The organism is Meridianimarinicoccus roseus, from assembly GCF_003172915.1.
GTDB classification, from domain to species: Bacteria; Pseudomonadota; Alphaproteobacteria; order Rhodobacterales; family Rhodobacteraceae; genus Meridianimarinicoccus; species Meridianimarinicoccus roseus.
In genome coordinates, this window is sequence record NZ_QGKU01000066.1 from 40,931 (window position 1) to 62,615 (window position 21,685).

General features: G+C 66.9%; 20 protein-coding genes. 12 read left to right on the forward strand and 8 right to left on the reverse strand.

Annotated elements, in window-relative coordinates; genetic code table 11:
• Window positions 1-34 precede the first annotated feature (34 nt).
• The 3 genes from DKT77_RS19545 to DKT77_RS19555 all read left to right on the forward strand — a co-directional run bounded on the left by DKT77_RS19545 (window position 35) and on the right by DKT77_RS19555 (window position 3,343).
• On the forward strand, window positions 35-1,141 hold the full coding sequence (locus DKT77_RS19545) for an acyl-CoA dehydrogenase family protein (protein ID WP_109813322.1): 1,107 nt from the start codon (window positions 35-37) through the stop codon (window positions 1,139-1,141).
• Between the two features lie 16 nt (window positions 1,142-1,157).
• Complete coding sequence (locus DKT77_RS19550) at window positions 1,158-2,012, forward strand: sulfurtransferase (protein WP_109813323.1); 855 nt, start codon at window positions 1,158-1,160, stop codon at window positions 2,010-2,012.
• Between the two features lie 119 nt (window positions 2,013-2,131).
• On the forward strand, window positions 2,132-3,343 hold the full coding sequence (locus tag DKT77_RS19555; RefSeq protein ID WP_109813324.1) for an NAD(P)/FAD-dependent oxidoreductase: 1,212 nt from the start codon (window positions 2,132-2,134) through the stop codon (window positions 3,341-3,343).
• 3 nt (window positions 3,344-3,346) lie between these two features.
• On the opposite strand, the gene nagA is transcribed toward DKT77_RS19555, so the two are convergent.
• Genes nagA through DKT77_RS19575 form a run of 4 tightly spaced genes read right to left on the reverse strand, consistent with a single transcriptional unit; the run spans window position 3,347 to window position 7,201 of the window.
• Complete coding sequence (nagA, locus tag DKT77_RS19560) at window positions 3,347-4,525, reverse strand: N-acetylglucosamine-6-phosphate deacetylase (RefSeq protein ID WP_109813325.1); 1,179 nt, start codon at window positions 4,523-4,525, stop codon at window positions 3,347-3,349.
• Window positions 4,522-5,553, reverse strand: coding sequence for an SIS domain-containing protein (locus DKT77_RS19565; RefSeq protein WP_109813326.1), 1,032 nt, complete (start codon window positions 5,551-5,553; stop codon window positions 4,522-4,524). Before DKT77_RS19565 ends, nagA begins: the two co-directional genes overlap by 4 nt.
• The gene (locus tag DKT77_RS19570; RefSeq protein WP_109813327.1) at window positions 5,550-6,317 is read right to left on the reverse strand and encodes a GntR family transcriptional regulator; all 768 of its coding nucleotides are present in this window, start codon (window positions 6,315-6,317) and stop codon (window positions 5,550-5,552) included. Before DKT77_RS19570 ends, DKT77_RS19565 begins: the two co-directional genes overlap by 4 nt.
• Window positions 6,314-7,201, reverse strand: a complete 888-nt coding sequence (locus DKT77_RS19575; protein WP_238548047.1) for a glucosamine kinase nucleotide-binding domain-containing protein — start codon at window positions 7,199-7,201, stop codon at window positions 6,314-6,316. The genes DKT77_RS19570 and DKT77_RS19575 overlap by 4 nt, the downstream gene beginning before the upstream one ends.
• A 151-nt stretch (window positions 7,202-7,352) precedes the next feature.
• On the opposite strand from DKT77_RS19575, the gene DKT77_RS19580 reads away from it, so the two are divergent.
• The 6 genes from DKT77_RS19580 (at window position 7,353) to DKT77_RS19605 (ending at window position 13,611) form a co-directional block, all read left to right on the forward strand.
• Window positions 7,353-8,264: an N-acetylmuramic acid 6-phosphate etherase gene (locus tag DKT77_RS19580; RefSeq protein ID WP_109813328.1), complete on the forward strand. Its 912-nt coding sequence runs from the start codon at window positions 7,353-7,355 to the stop codon at window positions 8,262-8,264.
• A complete protein-coding gene (locus DKT77_RS19585) occupies window positions 8,261-9,514 on the forward strand; it encodes an ABC transporter substrate-binding protein (RefSeq protein ID WP_109813329.1) in 1,254 nt (417 codons plus the stop codon). The genes DKT77_RS19580 and DKT77_RS19585 overlap by 4 nt, the downstream gene beginning before the upstream one ends.
• Window positions 9,515-9,813: 299 nt before the next feature.
• Window positions 9,814-10,731: a carbohydrate ABC transporter permease gene (locus tag DKT77_RS19590; RefSeq protein ID WP_238548048.1), complete on the forward strand. Its 918-nt coding sequence runs from the start codon at window positions 9,814-9,816 to the stop codon at window positions 10,729-10,731.
• 8 nt (window positions 10,732-10,739) lie between these two features.
• Window positions 10,740-11,579, forward strand: coding sequence for a carbohydrate ABC transporter permease (locus tag DKT77_RS19595; RefSeq protein ID WP_109813330.1), 840 nt, complete (start codon window positions 10,740-10,742; stop codon window positions 11,577-11,579).
• Entirely contained in the window at window positions 11,576-12,610 is a 1,035-nt protein-coding gene (locus DKT77_RS19600; RefSeq protein WP_109813331.1) for a Gfo/Idh/MocA family protein, read from the forward strand. Before DKT77_RS19595 ends, DKT77_RS19600 begins: the two co-directional genes overlap by 4 nt.
• Window positions 12,607-13,611, forward strand: coding sequence for an ABC transporter ATP-binding protein (locus DKT77_RS19605; RefSeq protein WP_109813332.1), 1,005 nt, complete (start codon window positions 12,607-12,609; stop codon window positions 13,609-13,611). Before DKT77_RS19600 ends, DKT77_RS19605 begins: the two co-directional genes overlap by 4 nt.
• A 31-nt stretch (window positions 13,612-13,642) precedes the next feature.
• Here DKT77_RS19605 and DKT77_RS19610 read toward each other — a convergent pair whose 3' ends face one another.
• Window positions 13,643-14,686, reverse strand: a complete 1,044-nt coding sequence (locus DKT77_RS19610; RefSeq protein ID WP_238548049.1) for a helix-turn-helix domain-containing protein — start codon at window positions 14,684-14,686, stop codon at window positions 13,643-13,645.
• Window positions 14,687-14,865: 179 nt separating this feature from the next.
• On the opposite strand from DKT77_RS19610, the gene DKT77_RS19615 reads away from it, so the two are divergent.
• The 3 genes from DKT77_RS19615 (at window position 14,866) to DKT77_RS19625 (ending at window position 19,508) form a co-directional block, all read left to right on the forward strand.
• The gene (locus tag DKT77_RS19615) at window positions 14,866-16,440 is read left to right on the forward strand and encodes an arylsulfatase (RefSeq protein ID WP_238548050.1); all 1,575 of its coding nucleotides are present in this window, start codon (window positions 14,866-14,868) and stop codon (window positions 16,438-16,440) included.
• Window positions 16,441-16,605: 165 nt separating this feature from the next.
• Window positions 16,606-17,577, forward strand: a complete 972-nt coding sequence (locus DKT77_RS19620) for an HAD family hydrolase (RefSeq protein ID WP_109813335.1) — start codon at window positions 16,606-16,608, stop codon at window positions 17,575-17,577.
• 29 nt (window positions 17,578-17,606) lie between these two features.
• The gene (locus tag DKT77_RS19625; protein ID WP_238548051.1) at window positions 17,607-19,508 is read left to right on the forward strand and encodes a multiheme c-type cytochrome; all 1,902 of its coding nucleotides are present in this window, start codon (window positions 17,607-17,609) and stop codon (window positions 19,506-19,508) included.
• 21 nt (window positions 19,509-19,529) lie between these two features.
• On the opposite strand, the gene DKT77_RS21275 is transcribed toward DKT77_RS19625, so the two are convergent.
• The 3 genes from DKT77_RS21275 to DKT77_RS19635 form a co-directional block, all read right to left on the reverse strand.
• Window positions 19,530-19,886, reverse strand: a complete 357-nt coding sequence (locus DKT77_RS21275) for a hypothetical protein (RefSeq protein ID WP_238548052.1) — start codon at window positions 19,884-19,886, stop codon at window positions 19,530-19,532.
• An 83-nt stretch (window positions 19,887-19,969) separates the two neighbouring features.
• Window positions 19,970-20,275 (reverse strand): hypothetical protein, encoded by a 306-nt coding sequence (locus DKT77_RS21280; protein WP_238548053.1) that lies wholly within the window; start codon window positions 20,273-20,275, stop codon window positions 19,970-19,972.
• Between the two features lie 119 nt (window positions 20,276-20,394).
• Window positions 20,395-21,591: an IS256 family transposase gene (locus DKT77_RS19635; RefSeq protein WP_109809696.1), complete on the reverse strand. Its 1,197-nt coding sequence runs from the start codon at window positions 21,589-21,591 to the stop codon at window positions 20,395-20,397.
• Between the last annotated feature and the right edge of the window lie 94 nt (window positions 21,592-21,685).

Here is a 21,685-nt window from a genome sequence, read left to right on the forward strand (position 1 = left end):
CGCCGCCCGGCACCATACCCATCAGGAGAGAGCCATGAACATCGCCCTGCCCATCGACCCTGTGGACACCGCAGAGGTCGACCGCATCACGACCCAGACGCTGGCCCCGATGGTCCGCGAGATCGACGCCGGCGCATACCCCGAAGCCGTCATGCGTGCCTTCGGCGGCGCGGGCGCCTATGGCAGCCATGTCGACGCCCCCGATGACAGTATCGACGTGATGCGCGCGATCGCGGCAATGTCGCGGGCGGGCGAGGTCTGCACCTCCACCGCCTTTTGCATGTGGTGCCAGGACGCGCTGGCCTGGTACATATATTCGTCGGACAACGAGCATCTTAAGACGACGCTCGGCCCACGCGTCGCCAGCGGCGAGGTGCTCGGCGGCACCGGCCTGTCGAACCCCATGAAGGCGGTGAACGGGATCGAACCGATGCGCCTGAGGGCGCAGCGCGTGCCGGGCGGCTACCGCGTCAAGGGCGTGCTGCCCTGGGTGTCGAACGTGACCGAGGACAGCTATTTCGGGATCATCTTCGACGCGCCCGTCGAAGGCAGCGAGACCCCGAAAAAGGTCATGGCGGTGGCCTTCGGCGGCTGGGATGGCGTGAAACTGGTGCTGGACCACGACTTCGTGGCGATGGGCGGCACAGCGACTTGCCAGGTGCAGTTCCGTGACGCCTTCATTCCGGACGATCATATCCTCGCCGATCCGGCTGAGGCCTTCATCAAGCGTATCCGCGGCGGCTTCGTGCTCATGCAGTGCGGCATGGCCAGCGGCATGGTGCAAAGCTGCATCGACCTGATGGATCAGGTGCAGACCCCGCTGGGCCATGTGAACCGCTACCTCGAAAAGCAGCCCGACGACTTCCGCACCGAACTTGCTGCACTCGTGGCCGAGATCACCGAGCTGGCGCGCACGCCCTACGATCCGTCGAACGCCTATTTCCGCCGCGTGCTGACAGCACGCCTGAAGGGCGGCGAGATGGCGGTAGAGGCGGCGCATTACGCAATGCTGCATTGCGGCGCGCGCGGCTATGTCAGCCAGGGCGCAGCACAGCGGCGCCTTCGCGAAGCGTATTTCGTCGCCATCGTGACACCCGCGACCAAACAGTTGCGCAAGATGCTGGCCGACCTGCCAGCCTGACCAACAGGAGAGTACCATGTCGAACACGTTGATCACTCCGGCCGACCTAGCCGCCATGCCTGCGGGCAGCACCGTCATCATCGACACCCGTGACCCGGAAAGTTATGCCGCAGGGCATATCGAAGGCGCGGTGAACCTGCATGACATCTTCACCTACCTCGCCACGTCCGACAGCGCGGGCATGGCCGATCTTGCACAGAAGTTCGCGGCCGATTTCGGAGCGGCGGGTCTTGATGGCAAGAAAACCGCGGTGATCTATGAACAATCGATGAACACTGGCTTCGGGCAGTCCTGTCGTGGCTACTTCCTGCTCGCCTATCTGGGCTACCCTTCGATAAAGGTCCTGCATGGCGGACTGGCGGCCTGGACCGCGGCGGGCATGCCCCTGTCCACAGATCCGGTCACGCCGGAGCCCGGCGGGTTCGAGATCGACCCGGCGGCGGCCGAGATCATGATGGACGTGGACGCGATGAAGGCCGCGCTGGACGACGCGGAGGCCGCGATCCTCGACGTGCGCGATGTGGACGAATGGACCGGTGAAAGCTCCTCGCCCTACGGCAAGGACTTCTGCCCGCGCAAGGGCCGCATCCCTGGCGCTGTCTGGATCGAATGGTACCGGATGATGAAGCCGTCGGCAGACGGGCCGGTGATGAAATCCGCGGTCGAAATCCTGGCCGAGTGCGCCACGGTGGGTATAACGCCAGATACGCCGGTGCGGCTTTACTGTTTCAAGGGCGCACGCGCGTCCAACACGTTCCTCGCGCTGAAAGAAGCCGGAATCAAGGACGTCCGGATGTATTTCGGGTCGTGGAACGAATGGTCCCGCGATCCGTCGCTGCCCATCGACGAAGGCCTGCCCTACCACCCCTGAGCCGAGCATCGCGGCGCGGAACGGGTTGCGCCGCGCGCCGCTGCTGCGCCAAATAGCATGCAGGATCGCGGGCGGCTTGAAAGGGCTGCCCGCGCAACACTAACCAGTTGCGGGAGCGCATGGACAACATCGTCGTGATCGGAGCCGGGCAGGCCGGGTCTGCCCTTTGTGCGAAACTGAGAGAGCTGGGCTTCGGCGGCGCGCTCACTCTGGTAGGTGAAGAACCAGTCCCACCCTACCAGCGACCGCCACTTTCGAAGAAATACATGTTGGGCGACATGGCGCTGGACCGGATGTTCCTGCGCCCGGAAGCCTTCTATGCCGACCGTGACATCGCCTTGCGGCTGGGCACGCGCGCGGATGCGCTGGACACGGTCGCGCGGCGCGTCACGCTGTCGGACGGCACCACGCTGGCCTACGACGCGCTGGCGCTCACCACGGGCGCACCGGCGATGCGCCTGCCCGCCGCGATAGGGGGGGCGCTGCGCGGCGTTCACACGATGCGGACCCTTGACGATGCCGACGCTCTGGCGCGCGAATGCACACCGGGGCGCCACATGCTGGTGATCGGCGGCGGCTATATCGGGCTGGAGGCGGCGGCGGTCGCCGCCGGGCGCGGCCTGTCGGTGACCTTGGTGGAACAGGCCCCCCGCATCCTCGCGCGCGTCGCTGCACCCGAGACTGCAGACTGGTTCCGCGCCCTGCACGCGGCCCACGGCGTGCGCATCATCGAAGGGACGGGCGTGGCGCAACTGACCGAAACGGAGGGCCGTTTCAACGGGGCGGAGCTGACGGACGGGCGGCGCATTGACGCCGACTTCGCAGTGGTCGGCATCGGCATACGCCCCGCCACTGCGCTGGCAGAAGCGGCGGGAATCGCCATCAACAACGGGATAGCGGTGGACGAACTCGGCCGAACCTCCGCACCGGGGATCTGGGCGGCGGGCGATTGCGCATCCTTTCCGCATCGTGGCGGACGACTCCGGCTGGAAAGCGTGCCCAACGCCATCGAGCACTCGGAAGCGACCGCAGCCGCCATGCTGGGCGGCACCGATCCCTATGTCGCCAAACCGTGGTTCTGGTCCGACCAGTATGACGTGAAGCTGCAGATCGCGGGTCTGAACACCGGCTATGACCGCGTGGTTGTGCGCGACGATGCAGGGGCACGCTCGCACTGGTACTACGGCGGCGACACGCTGTTGTCGGTGGACGCAATGAACAATCCGCGCGCCTACATGGTCGCCAAGCGAATGATCGAGGCTGGCCAGTCCCCAGCACCCGCACGCGTGACGGATCCGGCGCTGACGCTGAAGGACCTGCTGGCCGCCTGACGGTCAGTCCCGCCGGACCGGCGCCCCCCCGCGCCAGACCCCTGCCAGAACCGGCCCTGCACCATCGGCTGCGTCGACAAGGTGCACAAGATCGGCGCGCGCCCCCGGCACAAGCGCGCCGATATGCCCGCCCCGCCCTGCGACCCGCGCGGGCACGGCTGTCGCCATGCGCAGCGCGTGGCCCAGCGGAAGCCCCACATCCCGGCACAGCACACGCAGCGCCGTTGTCAGGTCCAGATCGGCCCCGGCAAGGGTCCCATCCGCCAGCGTCAACCGCCCGTCGCGGCGCCCGATTCGGCGGCCGTTCAACGTGAAGCCGTCCAGATCCGTGCCGGCGACCGCCATCGCGTCGCTGACTAGGAACACGTCGCCCGGACCGGCCTTTGCGCGCAGCCCGGCACCCATCGCGGCCGGATGCACGTGGATGCCGTCCGCAATCAGACCGGCGCTGACCCGCCCGTCCGCCAGCGCGGCGCCGACCACGCCCGGCTCGCGATTGCCCAGCTGGCGCATTGCGTTGAACAGATGCGTCACACAGCGCGCGCCCGCATCAAAGGCCGCGCGGCAGGTGGCGAAATCGGCATCGGTGTGGCCCAGAGACACCACCGCTCCGGCCCGCGTCAGCGCGGCGATCTGGCCGTGGTCAGCCGCTTCGGGGGCCAGCGTGACCATCAGTACCGGCAGCGCATGAGCTGCCGCCAGCAGGGCGTCGAGATCCTGCCTCTGCATCGGGCGGATAAGGGCCGGATCATGCGCGCCCTTGCGCCGCGGGTCGAGATGCGGACCTTCGAGATGCAAGCCGATGATGCCAGGAACACTTTCCGCCACCGCTGCGCACACCGCTGCGACTGCCGCGGCCGTTACCTCGGGCGTATCGGTGATCAGCGTCGGCAGGATGCTGGTCGCGCCAAGCCGGGCGTGCGCCTGCGCCATGCGCCGCAGGGTTTTGGGCTCCGGCGCGTCGTTCAGCATCAGCCCGTCCCCGCCATTGACCTGCAAGTCCACATAACCCGGCACGAGCATCCCGCCGCCAAGATCCTGCACCGCGGTTCCGGCGGGGATATCGGAAGGGCTGGCAACCGCACGGATCGTGCCACCCTGCATCACCACTGCCGCGTCGCGGTGCCATTCCGCGCCGTCGTGGATCAGCGGCGCGCGCAGGGCGGACAGCGGGCCGGTCATACCGTCTGGGTCACTTTCTTCAGGTGGCGCGGCGTGTCGGGGTCGATTCCGCGTTCCACCGCAAGCCGTTCTACCACCGCGTAGAAGGTTGCAATCAGCGCCAGAGGGTCGGTCAGCGGATGCCCGGTGCGCACGTGCGCCAGCGACGCCGCCCCGCCCCGCGCAGGCCCGGTGATGAAGGCCGCTGCGCCCTTGGCCGCGATCTGCGCAGCGATGTCGGCGACCATGGGTTCGGCCGCATCGGCCGCCGCAAGGCACAGCACCGGGAACCCCGCGTCCACGATGGACACCGGGCCATGCAGCACCTCGGCCGAGGAATAGCTTTCCGCGTGCAGCAGGCAGGTTTCCTTGAACTTCAGCGCCGCCTCGTTCGACATCGCCCAGGACGGGCCGCGACCAAGCGTATAAAGCGACGTGCGCGGGCCGATGGCGGCGCGCAGTTCCGGCCAGTCAAGCGCGACGGCATCCGCCAGCGCCTCGGGCAGCGCATGGACCGCGTTCAGCAGCGCCGCGTCCCCGCGCCAGGCCGCCAGCATCCGAAGCCCGGCCACGGCGGAGCAAACAAAGGTCTTTGTGGCCGCCACGCTGCGTTCGGGCCCGGCATGCAGCGCCAGCGTCCGGTCACATGCCGCGGCAAGCGGCGAGTCCGGGTCATTCGTGATCGCAAGGCTGAGCGCGCCATCGCGCCGTGCCGCGCGCGCCATTTCTACGATGTCGGGACTCTGCCCCGACTGCGACACCGAAAGGCAGGCGGCGCGGTCGAGCTTCATACGCCGCTTGTAGACCGACGCCACCGACGGGCCGACGGAGGCGACCGGAACACCCAGTTCCAGTTCGGCAGCGTATTTCAGGAAGCTGCAGACGTGGTCGGACGACCCCCGTGCCACTGTTACCAGAACCGCCGGGTCAAGCACCCGCAGATCGGCTGCGGCGCCATCGATGGCCGCCGCGCCGTCGGTCAGCAGCCGGTCGACCGCCTGCGGGATCTCGTCGATCTCCTGACGCATCAGGCTGGGGGTCGGGGTCATGGCGTCTCCTGCGGTGTGGCGATCTGGAGTTCGGCGACGAAGTCGTAGGCGTCTCCGCGATAGAGCGAACGGGTGAATTCCACCACCCGTCCGGTCGCGAGGTAGGACACCCGTTCGATCCGAAGCCCGGCCGCATGTTCGGCGACGCCCAGTCGGTCGGCATCGGCCCGGCCGAGATTGACCGCCGAGATCTTCTGCGTGGCGCGCACCGGTCGGTTGCCCTGGGCGTCCAGCACCTCGTAAAGCGATGTGGTCACGGCGGTCGGCACCGGAAGCAGGTCCGGCGGCAACGAAGCGCGTTCGAGGGCCATCGGCTGCCCGCCCGAAAGCCGAAGCCGCGCGATCCGCGCCACCTGCGCCTCGGGCGCCAGAGACAGCGCCTGCGCCTCGTCGGCCCCTGGCAGGAACAACCCCCGTTCCAGCCAGATCGATCGGGTTACCAGCCCACGCTGAGCCATGTCCTCGCTGAAGGATGTCAACCGCGTCAGCGACTGCAGCACCTTGGGGCGCGGGGTGACGAAAGATCCGGACCCCTGCTTCTGTTCCACCAGCCCGCGTTCCACCAGCGCATGGATCGCCCGGCGCACAGTGACCCGTGACAGGCCAGTCAGCGCGGCGATCTCGCGCTCGGGCGGAAGCGGCGCGCCCGGAGGGAGCAAGCCCTCGTCCATGGCCGCCTCCAGCCGCTGACGCAGGCGTGCATAGCGCGGCCCGCCCCCGGCATCGACCCAACCTTCGGGTGCAAGGAAATCCCCGATGCTCATGCGGCGGCCCCGTCCGCCAGCCGGGCGGCCATCCGCAGCGCCCCGTCCAGCGCCGTTGCCTTTGCCGGGACGATGGCGGCGGCGGTCGGCGCGGGCAGGTAGGGCACGTAGTGCGGCGCAAGCCCCCCGGTCAGGCAAAGTGGGTCCGGTGGACGCCATCCCAGCGCCTCCAGCGCGGCCTGCACATGTGCCGCGCCCGCGCGCATCAGGAACAGCCCTGCAGCGTCCCCGTCCCGCGCCGCCGCGACAACGCGCGGCGCCAGCGCGGCGTAATCCGCCGGACGCGCCCCTGCCACGAAGGCCAGAATACCCTCAGGACCGCCGTCATACCCGTCGCGGGTGGCCCGGCTAAGCGCCGTTGCGGGAACCAAGCCGTCTTCCACATGCAGCACCCGTGCGAGCAGCCCGCGCCCCAGCCACGCGCCCGACGCCTCGTCGCCCAGCACGAAACCCCATCCGCCGCGCAGGTCCACCGCGCCGCCCGCCTGTCGTGCGAAGAACGATCCGGTGCCCAGCCCCGCCACTGCCCCGTCCCCGTCACCGAGCGCACCCACGACCGCGGGCACGCAGTCCTCGACAACCTTGGCCCGGCCGAGCGGCAGCCGCGCGGCTATGGCGGCGGCGACACGCGGGCCGGTCACCCCGGCCAGCCCCAGCACGCCACAGGCGCGCTCCAGCCCGTCCCCCTCCAGCCCGGCAAGGCGCGCGGCCTCGTGCAACCCCGCGCGAAGCGTGGCGACTGCGCCATCAGGGTCCGAATGGACATTGGCCGAGGCGACATGAAGTTCGGTCCTCTCGTCGCCCTTCAAAAGCGCGATCCGGCACGATGTGCCGCCGCCGTCGACGCCGATCAGACAGGAAGGGTTATGCCGCAACATATGCATACCACTATAATACCTTTCAGGCTGCGAAAAGCGATTCTTGCATCAATAAAGCTCCAAACCGGACCACTTGACCGCAATAACAGCCCAAATAGAGTTTTCGTTGGACAACAGGTATTCTATCGGTATCTTTTGCGAGATTGCAGGAGATGTGATGGATTCGCCCCCCTCTGAACCGGATTCGGAAGCGCTGGACGCTCTGCCGCCCACGGCGGCCCTTGATCTGCTGCTGGGCCGACAGCAGGCCGCGCTGGCGGCGGTCCGCGGCGCGCTGCCCGCATTGCAGGACGGGGCGGCGCTGATGGCGCGCAGCCTGCGTAGCGGCGGGAAGGTCGTCTATGCGGGGGCCGGGTCGTCGGGCCTGATGGCAATGGCCGATGCGATGGAACTGCCCGGCACGTTCGGCATTCAGGTGGCGCAGATCGGAATCTGCATGGCAGGCGGATTGCCACGCGATGCCCATATGCCTGGCGGCACCGAGGACGAGACAGAGGATGCGGCAAGGGAAGCCGCCCTGCTTGGCCCGCATGACACGGCGATCGTGGTCACTGCAAGCGGCAGCACGCCCTTCGCGCTGGCCTTCGCGCGCACCGCGCGTATGCACGGCGCGACGGTGATCGGGCTGGCGGGTCCGCCCGATGCCGTACTTTTTGCCCATGCAGATGTGGCCGTGTGCCTGCGTACCCCGCCCGAGCCGCTGGCCGGGTCCACACGGATGGGGGCTGGAACGGCGCAGAAAGCGGCGCTGAACATGATGTCCACGCTCGCGGGCGTCGCGCTTGGCCACGTCCATGACGGGCAGATGGTCAACCTGCGCGCAGACAACATCAAGCTGCGGGATCGCGCCCGCGCCATGGTCGCACGGATAGGCGGCGTCGGTGAAGAGCGCGCCGCCGCTCTGCTGGACGCCACCGGAGGCGAGGTGAAACCGGCGATCGCACTGGCATCCGGCGCGCCCGATCCGGGCACGGCGCGGCGCATCATCGCCGACGCGCAGGGGCATCTGCGCGCCGCGCTCGCCGAGTTGAACAGACAACCACAAAGACAAACGGGGAGACCGACATGAAACCGAACACCCTTGGCGCAGCTCTGCTGGGCACGACGCTGGCAGCAACCGGCGCGACCGCGCAGGACGTAACACTGACCATCGAAAGCTGGCGCAACGACGATCTTGCGATCTGGCAGGACCAGATCATCCCGGCCTTCGAAGCGGACAATCCCGGCATCAAGCTGCGCTTCACGCCATCCGCTCCGGCCGAGTACAACGCGGTGCTCAATTCAAAGCTGGACGCGGGTTCTGCCGGCGACCTGATCACCTGCCGCCCGTTCGACGCCTCGCTGGCGCTTTACGAGGCCGGTCATCTGGCCGACCTTTCGGACCTGTCCGCGATGGGCGACTTCCCGGATGTGGCCAAGTCGGCCTGGCAGACGGATGATGGCAGCGCGACCTTCTGCGTGCCGATGGCATCGGTGATCCACGGCTTCATCTACAACGCCGACGCCTTCGCCGAACTCGGCTTGGAAGAACCCGAAACGGTCGACGAATTCTTCGCCGTGCTGGATGCGATCAAGGAAGATGGCGGCTACATCCCGATGGCGATGGGCACCAACGACCAGTGGGAAGCAGCCACTATGGGCTACAACAATATCGGTCCGAACTACTGGAAGGGCGAGGAGGGTCGCAAAGCGCTCATCGCAGGTGAGCAGTCGCTGACCGACGAGCCCTGGGTCGCGCCGTTCCGCCAACTGGCCCGGTGGAACGAATATCTCGGGTTCGGCTATGAAGCCCAGACCTACCCGGACAGCCAGAACCTGTTCACATTGGGCCGCGCCGCGATCTATCCCGCCGGATCATGGGAAATCTCCGGCTTCAATACCCAGGCCGATTTCGCGATGGGCGCCTTCCCGCCGCCGGTCCCCGAGGCCGGGCAGGAGTGCCATATCTCGGATCATACCGACATCGCGCTGGGGCTGAACGCGGCATCGCCGAACGCGGAAGCCGCGCGCACCTTCCTGAACTGGGTCGGTTCCGCCGAGTTCGCCAGCCTTTACGCCAACGCGCTGCCGGGCTTCTTCCCGCTGTCGTCCCATGACGTCCAACTCGAAGACCCGCTGGCACAGGAATTTGTCTCGTGGCGGCAGGAATGCGCCTCCACCATCCGGTCCACATACCAGATCCTGTCCCGCGGCACGCCGAACCTCGAGAACGAGACCTGGAACGCCTCGGCCCAGGTGATCCGCGGTGCCGAAAGTCCCGAAGACGCGGCGGCGCGCCTGCAAGACGGCCTCGCCAGCTGGTACGAGCCGCAGCAGTAAAGCGGCCCGTGATGCCGCGCCAGATCGGCCCCTTCGCAGCGCGGCGAAGGGGCCGTACGCCACCGGCGCGGCACGTTGCGGTCAGAAGCTGCCGGGACGAGGCCCCGCCGCCTTTCGCCGGGGCCGTTCGCTGCCGGACCCCGAAGCGGCCAGAGGAACGACATTCATGTTTAGTGCACACGGACAAGCCAGCCAAAGGAGCGCGGCAGGGGCAAAACCGCCATTGAACTTGACGGCGGGTGGCCCGCTGTCGGCCGTGCTGACGGCAACGGGCGGCAACAGCCGCGGGTGGGCGCGCCTTGTCTGAGCGCCGCCCGGTTCGATGGCACATCGTGGTGTTTCTTGCGCCCGCGGTGATAGTCTACACCGCCGTCATGATCCTGCCGCTCTTCGCCACTTTGCGACTGGCTCTTTTTGCCGAGGTAGAGCAGACGCGCGTCTTTGTCGGGCTGGACAATTTCCGCACGCTTTTCGGAGATCCGCGCTGGTCGGCAAGCTTCTGGAACGCGCTTGGCAACAATTTCTGGTTCTTCGCGATCCACATGGCTGTGCAGAACCCGATCGGGATCGCGCTGGCAGCGATCCTGTCCAGTCCGCGCCTGCGCTTCGCTCATCTCTACCGCTCGGCCATCTTCGTGCCGACGATCCTCTCCTTCGTGATCGTCGGCTTCGCGTGGAAGCTGATCCTTTCGCCGATCTGGGGCATCGCACCGAACATGCTCGACGCGATCGGGCTGCAAAAGCTTTATGCCCCGTGGCTCGGCCTGGAAAGCACGTCGCTGACCACGCTGGCGCTGATCTCGGTCTGGCAGTTCGTCGGCATTCCGATGATGCTGATCTACGCCGCGCTTCTCTCGATCCCGGATGAAATCCTCGAAGCGGGCGAGTGCGACGGCATCACCGGCCTGTCCGCCTTCTGGAAGATCAAGCTGCCGCTGATCCTGCCATCCATCGGGATCATCTCGATCCTGACCTTCGTGGGCAATTTTAACGCGTTCGACCTGATCTATTCGGCACAGGGCGCACTGGCGGGCCCGAATTTCGCCACCGACATCCTCGGCACATTCATGTACCGGACCTTCTTCGGGTTCCAGTTGCAACTGGGCGATCCGCACATGGGGTCGGCCATCGCAACGGCGATGTTCGGGATCATCCTGATCGGCGTGTGCATCTACCTGTTCGGCATCCAGACGCGGCTGCGCCGCTACCAGTTCTAGGGGCCACGATGACAACAGCCCGCCACAGCCCGCTCAATTCGCTGGCCGCCCATGCGGCGCTCATCGCCTACGTGATCGTGGCGCTGTTCCCGGTCTTCGTGATCGTGATCAACAGCTTCAAGGACCGCAGATCGATCTTTCGCGAACCATTGGCCCTGCCCGACGCCGACAGCTTTTCGCTGATCGGCTACCAGACCGTACTGAAGCAGGGGGATTTCTTCCTTTACTTCCAGAACTCGATGATCGTCACCGTGGCGTCGCTGTTCTTCATCCTGCTGTTCGGGGCGATGGCCGCATTTGCCCTGGCCGAATACCGGTTTCGCGGCAACCTGCTGATGGGGCTCTACCTCGCGCTCGGGATCATGATCCCGATCCGTATCGGCACCGTCGCGATCCTTGAGATGATGGTCGCGACCGGCCTCGTGAACACGCTCTGGGCGCTGATCCTCGTCTACACGGCGCAGGGCCTGCCGCTGGCGGTTTTCATCCTGTCGGAGTTCATGCGCCAGGTGTCCGACGACCTGAAGAACGCGGGGCGCATTGATGGGCTGTCCGAATACCGCATCTTCGCGCAGCTTGTCGTGCCGCTGGTGCGCCCCGCGCTGGCCACCGTAGCGGTGTTCAACATGATCCCGATCTGGAACGACCTGTGGTTCCCCCTGATCCTCGCTCCGGCCGAGGAAACCAAGACACTCACGCTGGGAAGCCAGGTCTTCATCGGCCAGTTCGTCACCGACTGGAACGCGGTACTGTCCGCGCTCAGCATGGCGATCCTGCCGGTGATGGGCCTTTACGTCATCTTCTCGCGGCAATTGATCCGCGGCATCACATCCGGAGCCGTCAAATGACCCGCGTTCTGATCGCCGGGCTCGGCAACATGGGCCGGTCCCATGCGCTGGCCCACCATGCCCATGACAGGGCCGAGATTGTCGGGCTGGTCAACCGCTCGCCCGTGGACCTGCCCGCGGCGCTTCAGGACTATCCGCTGTTCAACGACTATGAAACTGCGCTGGCGGCGACCCGGCCCGACCTGGTGGTGATCGCCACCTATTCAGACAGCCACGCGGATTACGCCATCGCCGCAATGCAGGCGGGCGCGCATGTCTTCGTGGAGAAGCCGCTGGCGACCACCGTGGCTGATGCGCGCCGCGTCGTCGATTGCGCGCGGGAGCAGGGGCGCAAGCTGGCCGTGGGTTACATCCTGCGCCACCACCCAAGCTGGCAGCGGCTGATCGCCGAGGCGCGCGCGCTTGGCGGGCCATTCGTCTTCCGGCTGAACCTGAACCAGCAGAGCCGGGGCGCCGAGTGGGCCACGCACAAGGCGTTGATGGAAACCACCTCGCCGATCGTGGATTGCGGCGTTCACTACGTGGACGTCATGTGCCAGATAACCGACGCCGCGCCGGTGCGGGTGCACGGCATGGGCCTGCGCCTGTCGGACGAGATCGCGCCTGACATGTACAATTACGGTCAGTTCCAGGTGATCTTCGACGACGGGTCGGTCGGCTGGTACGAGGCGGGCTGGGGGCCAATGATGTCGGAGACCGCGTTCTTCGTGAAGGACATCGTCAGCCCCAACGGCGCGGTTTCCATCACCGACGGCAACAAGGGCGCATCGGCCGACGTGGACGGGCACACGAGGGTCGGCGGGATGCTGGTGCACCGCCCTGAGGGTGACCGGCTGATCGACCTTCCGGACGAGCCGGGGCACCAACAATTGTGCGACGCGGAACAGGCGCACATGCTGCGCGCCATCGCCGAGGATCTGGACCTGACGCGGCACATGGAGGACGCGGTCGCAAGCCTCGCCATCTGTCTTGCCGCCGACGAAAGCATCCGCAGCGGCCGGGTCGTCACGCTGCAGGAGGGCGCCGAATGACCGCGTTGGTGCTGGACGACGTGTGCAAGGCCTTCGGCAAGGTGGAGGTTCTGCGCAACATCGACCTCGCGGTCGAGGACGGCGAATTCGTAGTCTTCGTCGGCCCGTCGGGCTGCGGCAAGTCCACCTTGTTGCGAGTCATCGCCGGGCTGGAGGACGCGACCTCGGGCCGGATCGCCATCGGCGGGCAGCCGGTGAACGGCGTGCCGCCAGCGAAACGCGGCATCGCGATGGTGTTCCAGTCCTACGCGCTGTACCCGCATCTGAACGTGCGGGACAATATGGCGCTTGGCCTGAAACAGGAGGGTGCCCCCCGGACCCTGATCGCCGAACGGGTGGCCGAAGCCAGCCGGATGCTGGAACTGGGGGCCTATCTCGACCGGCGCCCGGCGGAACTGTCGGGCGGCCAGCGCCAGCGCGTCGCAATCGGGCGGGCGATCGTACGCCAGCCCCGGCTGTTCCTGTTCGACGAACCGCTCAGCAATCTCGACGCCAGCCTGCGGATGAACACCCGGATCGAGATCGCGGCGCTGCACCGGTCGCTGTCCGCCGCGATGATCTATGTCACCCATGACCAGACCGAGGCGATGACCCTGGCCGACCGGATCGTGGTGCTGCGCGACGGACGGGTGGAACAGATCGGTACGCCGATGGAGCTTTACAACAATCCCGCCAACCGCTTCGTGGCCGGATTCCTCGGGGCGCCTTCGATGAACTTCCTGCGCGCCGAACCTCTGGGCGGGCCGCCCGGCGCCACGCTGGGAATCCGGCCCGAACACCTGACCGTCGGCGCGGACGGACCACTGCGAGGCGAGGTCACCCATGTGGAAAAGCTGGGCGGTGATACCAACATCCTCGTGCGGACCGAGGGCGACGAGACGCTGACCGTGCGGGTCTTCGGACAGTACGACGTGGCGGTGGGGGCCGCTTTGCGCCTTGGCTACGACGAACGGCACGCGTTCCTCTTCGCACAGGACGGCAGTCGGCTCTCCAACCGTTGATCCCGGCACGGCAGGACGACGCACCGGCCGATCATCCGCGCTGCGACGCGCGGAATTGCTTCGGGGCGGTGCCCGTCCTGCGCACGAAGGCGCGGGTGAAGTTCGCCGGGTCACTGTACCCGAGCGACAGCGCGATGCCGGTCACCGAAAGGTCGGTTTCGCGCAGAAGGGCGCGCGCCTTGCGCTCGCGCACCCGGTCCAGCAGCGCGCTGTAACTGGTCCCCGACTCCGACAGCCGCCGTTGCAGCGACCTCACGCTCGTGCCCGCCAGCCGTGCAACCCCGTCGATATCCGCGCGGCCGTCGAGAAGGCGCAGCGTCACAATGGCCTCGACAGCCTCTTCCAGCGTCTGGGTGGTCCGTCCGGCCAACTGTGCGGCCAGATCGACGCTGGTCGAAAACTGCGCCTCCCGGGCGACCGCGAAGGGCCGCGGCGTTGCGAGAAGCGCGGCGGGAAAGGTCAGCGACACGCCCGGCCCGTCGAACGACCAATTCAACGCCAGAAGCGCGCTGCGCCGGGCGCTGTCCCCCGGATCGGGATAGTTCATGCGCACCCGCAAGGGCAGCCAATCCAGCCCAAGATACCGGCGACATACGGCGATCATGACGGGCAGGATGTGGTCGGCATGCTGGGCCTGCGGCACCTGCCCGACCTGCGGCGCGATATATGTCCAGACCGCCAGCGCCCCGGTGTCCGACGCGGCCGCCGTGGTCGTGCCAGTGCCACGCGCAGTCCCAAGCAAAAGCCGACCATGCGGCTGGTGCAGGACAATCGTGCGGCATAGTCGCTGCAGCGCTTCACCCAGCGTTGCCGCTGACATCGCGTAGGCGACCCACGATCCATAGCTCAGAGGGGCCATGGCCATACCGACACGAAGGCCGAACAGTTGGTCCCCTGCCCGGCGCGCAGCGCCGTCGAACAGCTCCATCATCGCACCGAGCGGCATCTCAGCACCCGGATCTTCGAGGATCTCTACGGGAAGCTGCACGGACCGGAACACCTGTTCCACGGCCTTCCCGCCGCACATCTCGTCAAGCAGCCGCGGAAGCGGGCCTATCCCGCTCGCGCGGGTCATCGCAATGAAACCCACAGTCATAGTTTCAAGTTCGCACGCATGGCGTGATATGACAAGCGGCCCGTTTGGCCCGGGGTTAACCTTGAAAGGTGGCGCGCATTCCGCCACCGAACTTTCCAGAGGAGTGGACACACGTGTTTTTGACAGCGCCACGTGCAACTTGCAGCGCATTGGCCGCCTTGCTTGCACTCGGTCTTGGCAGCGCCTCCGCGCAGCAGGCCGAAAAGCCGAACATCCTCGTGATCTGGGGTGACGATATCGGTCAGTCGAACCTGTCCGCCTACACGATGGGGCTGATGGGCTACCAGACGCCGAACATCGACCGGATCGCCGACGAGGGCATGATCTTCACCGACTACTACGGCGAACAGTCCTGCACCGCGGGCCGGTCGTCCTTCATCATGGGGCAGTCCGTGTTCCGGACCGGTCTGTCCAAGGTCGGCCTTCCCGGCGCCGAGGAAGGCATGCAGACCGAAGACCCCACCATAGCCGGTCTGCTCAGGGCGGAAGGCTACGCCACTGGCCAGTTCGGCAAGAACCACCTTGGTGACCGCGACGAACACCTGCCGACCAACCACGGCTTCGACACGTTCTTCGGCAACCTCTATCACCTCAACGCCGAGGAAGAGCCGGAGAACGAGGACTATCCGGGCAACATGGTCATGCCCAACGGCGAGACCTTCCTCGAAAGGTTCGGGCCGCGCGGCGTGATCAGGTCAAATGCCGTTTATGGCGAGAATGAGATCACCCAGGAGATCGAGGATACCGGCGCGCTGACAATCGAACGCCAGCGGGTCGTGGACGATGAAACATCGGACGCCGCGATCGCGTGGATGGAGGAGCAGACGGCCGCGGGCACCCCCTGGTTCCTGTGGTGGTCGGGCACGCGGATGCACTTCCGCACCCATGTCAGCGACGAGAACCGCGCGCTTGCAAACGACATCGTCGGCAAGCAGGTCGACGAATACACCGCCGGCATGATCGAGCACGACATGGATATCGGCAAGTTTCTCGACAAGATCGACGAGTTGGGGATCGCCGACAACACCATCGTCTTCTACTCCACCGACAACGGGCCGCACATGAACACCTGGCCCGACGCCGGCATGACGCCGTTCTGGGGCGAGAAGAACACCAACTGGGAAGGCGCATGGCGTGTGCCCGCCATGGTGCGCTGGCCCGGCCGCATCGCGGAAGGAGAAGTCTCAAACGAGATCGTCCATCACATGGACTGGCTGCCGACCTTCCTGGCCGCGGCCGGCAACGAGACCATCAAGGAAGACCTGCTTGACGGCGTCACAGTGCCCGAGATGGCCGGGCGCGAATACCGCGTGCATCTGGACGGCTACAACCTTCTGCCGATGCTGACCGGCGAGACGGATGAAAGCCCCCGGAACGAGATCTTCTATTTCTCTGACGATGGCGACCTGATGGCACTGCGCTACCGCGACTGGAAGATCACCTTCCTCGAGCAAACCAAATGGGCCACCCTTCGGGCCTGGATCGAGCCGCTGACGCCTCTGCGCACGCCGCTGATCTTCAACCTGCGCCGCGATCCCTATGAACGGGGCTACCGAACGTCGAACACCTATTACGACTGGATGCTCGACCGCGCGTTCATGCTTGTACCGGCGCAGCAGTATGTCGGCAACTTCCTCGCCACGTTCCAGGAATACCCGCCTCGCCAGGAGGCGGCGTCCTTCAGCCTCGACAAGGTGATGGAGAAACTGTCGCAGCCCGGCGGCGCGCAGTAACCGCAACCGGACAATCAAGACCAGCCCCGCCGCCACCGCCGCACCGGCACCGGCGGCGGGGCAAACGGCCGGTGCCGTGCCGGAAGGCGCGGCGCCTGCCGCCGTCATCAGCCGCCCGCGAGGCACCCCAACCGCTGCCGCGCAAAACAGTCAGGAGCCGCCTTCATGCCGCACCGTCTTTTGCCCGTTGCCGCGATCGTCGCATCGCTGGCAACAGCCGCCATGTCCGACCCGCTGCCAAGCTGGAACGACACCGACGCCAAGGCCCGCGTCGTCGCTTTCGTGGAAAACGTGACCGATCCCGCATCGGACGACTACGTGACGGCCGCGGACCGGATCGCGGTGTTCGACAACGACGGTACGCTCTGGGCCGAGCAGCCGATCTATTTCCAGTTCCTCTACGCGATGGACCGGCTCGCCGTCCGCGCCGCCGACGACCCGTCGGTGCTGACGTCGGACGTGCTGCGCGCCGCTGCCGAAGGCGACATCGCCGGCGCGATGGCCGGTGGCGAGGAAGGCCTGCTCGAGGTCGTGATGCAATCCCATGCCGGGCTGTCGGTCGACGACTTCCAGGCCGACGTGCGCGCGTGGCTCGACACGGCGGTGCATCCGCAGACCGGCCAGCCCATCCGCGACATGCTCTATCAGCCGATGCTGGAATTGCTGCGCTACCTGCGCGACGAGGGCTTCTCCACCTACATCGTGTCGGGGGGCGGTGTGCATTTCATGCGCGCCTTCGCCGAAGACGCCTATGGCATCCCGCCCAGCCAGGTGATCGGCAGCGCGGGCAAGTCCAGCTACCAGATCATCGACGGTGTGCCCACAATCATGAAGGATCCCGGCATCGCCTTCATCGACGACAAGGAGGGCAAGCCGCTGGGTATCGACAGCAAGATCGGCCAGCGCCCGATCTTCGTGGGCGGCAATTCGGACGGCGATTTCGCCATGCTGGAATGGGCAACCGCCGGGCCCGGCCCCCGTCTGGGCCTGATCGTGCACCACACCGACGCGGACCGCGAATGGGCCTATGACCGCGACAGCCATGTGGGGCGCCTCGATCGCGGGCTGGACGAAGGGCCCGCCCGTGGCTGGGTGATCGTTGACATGGCCTCGGATTGGGCCGACATCTGGCCTTGATGGTTCGTGTTCCCCACCGTATCACGCCTTTGCGCGCATTTGTATTTCTTTGTGTCGCGGCGCTGCCTGCCTCGGCACAGGACTATGTCGGATCGACAGAGTGCACCGACTGCCACGAGGCCGCAGCACAAGCTTGGGAAGGGTCGCACCACGCGCTGGCCTGGACGCAGCCCGGCCCTGACACGGTGATTGCGGATTTCGACGGCACGACGTTTTCCCACGACGGGATGACCGCGCGATTCCGACGCGACGGCACACGCTACATGGTCAGCGTGACCGAGAAGGACGGCAGCATTCGAGAAACCCCGGTGCATTCCGTTGTCGGCATCGCGCCTTTGCAGCAATATCTGCTGGAGACGGAACCGGGCCGCCTGCAAAGTTTCGACGTAACATGGGATGCTGTCCGCGGGGCTTGGTATCATCTCTATCCCGATCAGGATCTGCCCCCGGATGACGGGCTGCACTGGACCGGCCCCTACAAGAACTGGAACGCGCGCTGCGCAGAATGCCACGCCACTGGGTTCGAGAAGAACTACGATCCGGCGACGCGCGGCTATGCCTCCACCCAGGCCGAGATCGGCGTCGGCTGCGAGGCCTGCCACGGCCCCGGTTCGGCGCATCTGGAGTGGGCCGTGACCCGCGATGCGCCCGAGCCAGCCATCGCGCCGACGAATTACGGGTTCACCGCACGCTTCGAAACCGCCGAGGCAACGATCCAGCAATGCGCCGGGTGCCACGCGCGCCGCACGGCTTTCGGCGCCGGCAACCCGCTGCCGGGAACGCCCTTCGCCGATGCCTACGGCCTCGCGCTGCTGCGGCCCGGTCTCTATCACGCGGACGGGCAGATCCTGGACGAGGTCTACGTCTACGGCTCGTTCCTACAATCGAAAATGTACGCGCAGGGGGTGGGCTGCTCCAACTGCCATGACGCCCATTCCGCGACACTGAAGGCCGATGGCAACGCGGTCTGCACCCAGTGCCATTCGCCCGCCGGGAACCCGGATTTCCCAAGCCTGCGCGGGGCGGTCTACGAAGATCCGTCTCATCATTTCCATGAACCTGGCAGCGACGGGGCGGCCTGTGCCTCGTGCCACATGATCGAACGTACCTACATGGGGATCGACGGGCGGCGAGACCATTCCTTCCGGGTGCCGCGCCCCGACCTTTCAGCCCAGACCGGCGCGCCGGATGCCTGCACCGACTGCCATGCCGATAAGGACCCTGACTGGGCCGCCGCCGAGATTGCCGGCCGCTTCCCGGACAGCGCGCACCGCGGGCCACATTTCGGTACCGTGCTTGCGGCGGGCCGCGCCGATCCCGTTGGCACACGCGGCCCGCTGAGTGCACTGGCGCTGGACCGCGCGCAGCCAGGCATCGCGCGCGCCACCGCGCTGTGGCTGCTGGAACAGGGCGGCGACGCGGCCACCGCAGACGCGGTCGCCGACCTGCTGAGCGATCCTGACCCGCTGGTGCGGGCCGCAGCCGCGGGCGCGCAGCGTGCCGCCCCCGACCAGACCCGCGTGCTGCGCCTGCTGGACCTGCTGGAAGACCCGCACAGACAGGTCCGCATCACCGCCGCGCAGCAGCTTCTGAACGCACCGATTGCGCGGCTTCCCGCGGACCAGCAAGCGGCGATGAATGCCGCGATGGGCGAATGGCGGGCCAGCGTGACCGCGCGTCTCGACTTCCCGGAAACCCATCTGCAACTGGGCGGCATGGCGTTGACGCTGCGCAACCCGGACGCCGCGCGTGGCGCGTTCCGCGAGGTGGTCACGCTCGATCCCCAGAACGTCGACGCCTGGGTCATGCTGGTTCGCATCGCCGCCGCGACCGAAGGGCGCAGCGCCACCAGCGCGGTGCTGGGCGAGGCGCTGCAGATCAACCCAGACGCACCGGCGCTGAACCAGATGCTGCAGGAGCTGCTTCCCTAACAAGGTCCGGGACGAGCAAGGTCATGGCAGGTCCCAACCGCCCCCGCATTGCAGCCTACCGGGTTCCACCGACAGCCGCCCGATGCCCGCAGGCTGCCCCATCGGCCAAGCCAGCACCTGCTTCCCGGACGGCACGGGCTTGCCCGGCAGCGCCTCCACATCATTGATGATTTCGAGCGTAGGCAGGTTGGTACAGGACAGGACCAGTGCGTCCTCGTCAGGCGCGGCGCCCACCTGAAGCGCCGCCGCGCGGGTCGAGGCCGGGTCGATCCGGGCCACCCGCGCTTCCACCTTTTTCGCCGAAGCTGGCACAGCGATCCCAGCACCCTCGAACGCTGGATGCACCGGGACCGACACCGCGTCGATATAGAGGGACACGAGGCCGAGCCGCCCAACCCAGAGGTGGCGCAGCGGCGCGATGGCCGCGCTCAGCGGGTCGGCGAGATGGGCGGTGGTGCAGGCTATGCGTGCATGTCGGCCCCGCCCAACCCGCCGATCAGCGTCGCGCCCGAGATGCAGGCACAGCCGACCCCGTCGCACAGTGACGCAACCGGCAGCAGGCCGGACGCCGCGGGCAGGTCGCGTTCCATCCGCGCGATGGTGTCCGGCGTCAGGTCCGCCCCGCTGGGCAGCCGACTGACATGGAGCGTGACATCCGGCGCCGCGATCAGACAGCGGAAACCCTGTTCCAGCGTCTCGTCGGCCTGCAACACGATCACGGCCAGCGTTGCGCGGGCACCGATCGGTTCGGCCAGTGTGTAGGGCATACGGGCCCCGCCGGTCAGTGCAGTACCTGCAGCGCGGCCTGCGCCCACGGACCGAGAAGTTCGGGTAGTGCCCCGCGGCGTGGTGTAAGAGGGCCGGCCTTCGGAGAGGCTCGAGTTGGTCAGGTCGCCACGGCGGGCAGTCTGACGTTGTGAGTATCGGTGATGCGGGCCAGCGACTCCAGCCCCATGTAACGGCGCGCGACGGCCCACTCGTCGTTGGTTTCGATCATCAGCGCGCCGACCAGACGGATGATGGCCGCGTCGTTCGGAAAGATCCCGACGACATTGGAACGGCGCTTGATCTCCTTGTTGACGCGCTCAAGCGGGTTGGTCGAGCTGATCTGCGCCCAGTGCTCCCTGGGGAAGTCCATGTAGGCGAGCACGTCGTCGCGGGAGGCGTCCATCATGGCGCCGAGCCGGTCATTCTTCTCACGGAGGGCGTCGGCGATGGCGTCCCACTGGGTCTCCGCCTCGGCCTTGGTCTCCTGGGCGAAGATCGTCTTGAGCATTGCGGCCACGGCGGTGCGGCTCTTGGCCGGGGCATGGGCGAGCGCGTTTCTGAGCCAGTGCACGCGACACCGTTGGTGGGTCGCATCGAACACTCGGCGGGCTGCGGCCCTGAGCCCCTTGTGATCGTCGGCCACGACGAGCTTCACGCCGCGCAGGCCGCGATCGGCGAGAGAGCGCAGGAAGCCAGTCCAGAACGTCTCCGCCTCGGAGGGGCCGGTGGCGACGCCGAGCACCTCGCGTCGGCCGTCCCCGTTGACCGCCACCGCGATTATTACGGCACGGCTGATGATCCGGCCGTTCTCGCGCACCCGGATGTAGGTTGCATCGAGCCAGAGATAGGGCCAGGCGCCCTCGAGAGGCCGGGTGAGGAATGCCAGCACGCGCTCGTCGATCTCGGCGCAGAGCCGACTCACCTGGCTCTTAGACACGCCACTCCCGCCCATGGCACGCACCAGATCGTCCACGGCGCGCGTCGAGACGCCGTGCACATAGGCTTCCTGGATGACGGCCACGAGGGCCTTCTCCGCCGTCCTGCGCGGTTCGAGAAAGCTCGGGAAGTAGCTGCCCTTGCGCAGCTTCGGGATCGCCAGGTCGATCCGGCCGGCGCGGGTCTCCCAGCCTCTCTCGCGGTATCCATTGCGCTGCGTGGTGCGCGCCGGTGTGCGCGTTCCTTTTGGCGCGCCCGTCGCAGCCTCGACCTCCATCTCCATCAGCCGCTCGGCGGCATAGGCGAGCATGTCGCGGACGAGATCCTCGTCGGCGGACTTCTCCACCAGCTCCATCAGGGTCATTCTATCGTCGGTCATCGTCGTCTCCGGTTCGGTTCCAGGTTTCGCAACCCGAACCTTCTCCGAAGACCGGCGATGGCCGCCAGCGTCACCGCCGGCCGCGCGCTGCGCT